Genomic DNA, 2,673 nt, shown 5'->3' with positions numbered 1-2,673 from the left:
GGCCGAGCTGACCGCCCTGGCCAATCAGGACCGGGTCATGCCCTTCGCGCGCCGCACCGGCGACTTCGTCTATGGCGCGGTCGAAGGCGGCGAACAGCGCGAGACTGTCCGCATCGTCACCACCGACTGGTGCGCCCTGAACCAGCATGAGTATTTCGGCGTCACGGACCTGGCCTTCGCCGAGGTTCCCGGCCCCGGCGTCAAGGCCGTCGCCGCTCAGGGCCTGCTGTCGGTCGCCTGACGGCTCAGGCGGCGCGCCGGGCGGCGGCCGCGCTCTTCACATAGAGGCCCTTGCGCCCGGCCACAGGACGGAAGGCCACGCTGTCGCCGTCCGGTCGTTCGTCGTGGCCCAGGAACAGGCAGCCGTCGTCGACCATCCGCCGCTCCAGCCCGTCCAGAACCCGCGCACGCCGTTCCGGCGCCATATCGGTCAGGACGTTGCGGCAGAAGACGACGTCGAACCGCCCCTCATCCGTGGGCTCGTCCAGCAGGTTGGCGCGCGTGAAGGCGATGGCGGCGCGCAGCTCGGGGCGCGCCCGCCACTGGTCGTCGACCTGTTCGAACCAGCGCAGCATGGCGCGCGCCGACAGGCCGCGCTGAATCTCGAACGAGGTGTAGAGGCCCGACAGCGCCTTCTCGATCGCCTGGCGCGACAGGTCCGTGGCCTCGATCTCGACCTGGGCCCCCGCCTCCAGGGCGGCGATGGCCAGGGAATAGGCCTCCTGTCCGGTCGAGGCGCCCGCGCACCAGATGCGCACCCGGCCGCCTGGCCGCGCCGCCGTCAGGGCGGGCAGCAGTTCGCGCTCCATCACCTCAAAGGCCGCACGGTCGCGCCGGAACCAGGTCTCGCCATTCAGCAGAGCCTCGATCACGCTCCAGCCCAGGGAGGCGACCGGGCGGCTCCACAGGCTGGCCAGCATGGCCTCGACGTTGTGATAGCCCTCGCGCCGCGCCACAGGCCCCAGCCGATGCTCGGCCAGCTGCATCCGGTCTCTGGTCAGCCGGAAGCCGGCGCGGGACGCCAGCAGGGTCTGAAGACGATCGAAATCCTCCGGCGTCATGACGGCGACTGCACCACTCCCACTTCGGCGAGCTTGGCTTGCAGGATCTCGCCGTCGAAAGGCTTCATAACATATTCGTCGGCCCCTGCGGACAGGGCTTCGGCGATTCGATCGGCCCGCGTCTCGACCGAACAGAACAGAACCTTGGGCGTGCCCCCGCCCGGCAGGTCGCGCAGGCGACGCAGGAAGGCCAGGCCGTCCATCACCGGCATCTGCCAGTCCAGCAGCACCACCTGGGGCATAGCCGCCTGGCAATAGTCCAGCGCCTCGGCGCCGTCGGCCGCCTCGGCCACGTCAAAGGACAGGTCCTCCAGGATGCGGCGCGCCACCTTGCGGATGATGCGGCTGTCATCGACGATCAGACAGGTTCTGGGGTCCACAGGGTCTATTCCCGTTTGGCGCGAGATCAAAACCACGCTCACGCCATAGTCGTTCAGGCGGGTTAACGGAGCGTTGGCTAGACGAACGCGGGTTGCTCACTAGCGCCCGGCAAGCGCGCCATCAAGGCCACGCGGCCGTCTTCAGCCGCCAGGTCCAGCCGCCCGCCCGCCTCGCGCGCCGTCAGCCACAGCCAGTAGGGTTGGATCCACTGCCCGGCCAGCCCCTCAGTCAGCCGCTCGCCCTTCAGGCCGACCACGGCCTCCGGCTTGAGCCGGGCGCGGGCGCCCTCGGCCGATCCGACCAGAAACAACTGATCGCCTTCCCGGCGGACGGTCACCACCGCCGCCCCGCCCATCGGCAGGGCCGAAACGGTCAGATAGGCCAGGTTGATCAGGGCTCGGGCCTGGATCTTGGTGAAGGTCTCATCCCCTACGCGCCAGTCCAGCGTGGCGCGCCCGCCGTCGGTCAGGCCCGCAACCAGGCCGTGCAGTTCGGCGCCGGAGAACCGTTCGCTGCTGGTCGCGGCGCCGAAGGCCACCCGGGCGAAATGCACCAGGGCCACCATCTTGGCCGCGCTCTGACGGATCAGGCCCAGGGCGTCGTCGCGCATGTCCTGGGCGCCGGGATCGTCCAGCAGGTCCAGCCCCGACATCACGGCGCCGGCCGGGCTGATGAAGTCGTGGCACAGCTTGGCGGCGATGAAGGCGGCCAGTTCGGCGCCGTCCACAGGCAGATCGGCGGCGGATAGGGGGGCGGTGTCGTCGGAAACGGTCATGATGCCAAGGCGGGGCGCGCAGAATTTCAAAAGGGTTAAGGCCAAGGTGGCCTGATTTGCCGGTTCGTTAAACCGGCCGCATGGTCTATCGAGCGCTTCATGACCGTCTCCGCCTACGCCGACCTCGAAACCGACCTCGCCTCCGGCCGCCTGGCCGAGGTCATCGCCGACATCGCCGAGGAAGCCGCGCGCCTGATCCTGCCCTACTGGCGGGCCGATACGGCCGTCGAGACCAAGGCCGACGCCAGCCCCGTGACCGAGGCCGACCGCGCCGCCGAGGCCCTGATCCTGGCCCGCCTGGCCGAACATTGGCCCCAGGTCGAGGCCGTCGCCGAGGAGGCCGTCGCCGCCGACGGCGCCCCGTCGTCGGTCGGTACGTGGTTCTGGCTCATCGACCCGCTGGACGGCACGCGCGGCTTCGTCCAGGGGCGCGAGAGCTATTCGGTCAACATCGCC

General features: G+C 69.9%; 4 protein-coding genes and 1 pseudogene. 2 read left to right on the top strand and 3 right to left on the bottom strand.

Annotated features, from left to right (window positions below):
• Positions 1 to 241 (top strand): annotated as a pseudogene (locus tag RT567_RS15870) (bifunctional metallophosphatase/5'-nucleotidase); the annotation flags it as partial.
• 4 nt (positions 242 to 245) lie between these two features.
• On the opposite strand, the gene RT567_RS15865 reads toward RT567_RS15870, so the two are convergent.
• From RT567_RS15865 to chpT, 3 genes are all read right to left on the bottom strand, one after another.
• Positions 246 to 1,061 (bottom strand): protein-glutamate O-methyltransferase CheR, encoded by an 816-nt coding sequence (locus RT567_RS15865; protein WP_313577183.1) that lies wholly within the window; start codon positions 1,059 to 1,061, stop codon positions 246 to 248.
• On the bottom strand, positions 1,058 to 1,441 hold the full coding sequence (locus tag RT567_RS15860) for a response regulator (RefSeq protein WP_313577182.1): 384 nt from the start codon (positions 1,439 to 1,441) through the stop codon (positions 1,058 to 1,060). Before RT567_RS15860 ends, RT567_RS15865 begins: the two co-directional genes overlap by 4 nt.
• Before the next feature lie 77 nt (positions 1,442 to 1,518).
• Positions 1,519 to 2,217: a histidine phosphotransferase ChpT gene (gene chpT, locus RT567_RS15855; protein WP_313577181.1), complete on the bottom strand. Its 699-nt coding sequence runs from the start codon at positions 2,215 to 2,217 to the stop codon at positions 1,519 to 1,521.
• Positions 2,218 to 2,316: 99 nt separating this feature from the next.
• Here chpT and RT567_RS15850 point away from each other — a divergent pair.
• Positions 2,317 to 2,673, top strand: a 357-nt coding sequence (locus tag RT567_RS15850) for an inositol monophosphatase family protein (protein WP_313577180.1), incomplete at its 3' end; no start/stop codon positions are given.

Source organism: Brevundimonas sp., from assembly GCF_032107865.1.
Taxonomy (GTDB): domain Bacteria; phylum Pseudomonadota; class Alphaproteobacteria; order Caulobacterales; family Caulobacteraceae; genus Brevundimonas.
Note: the sequence above shows the minus strand (reverse complement) of the source record. Positions and strands in the feature narration are given on the sequence as shown.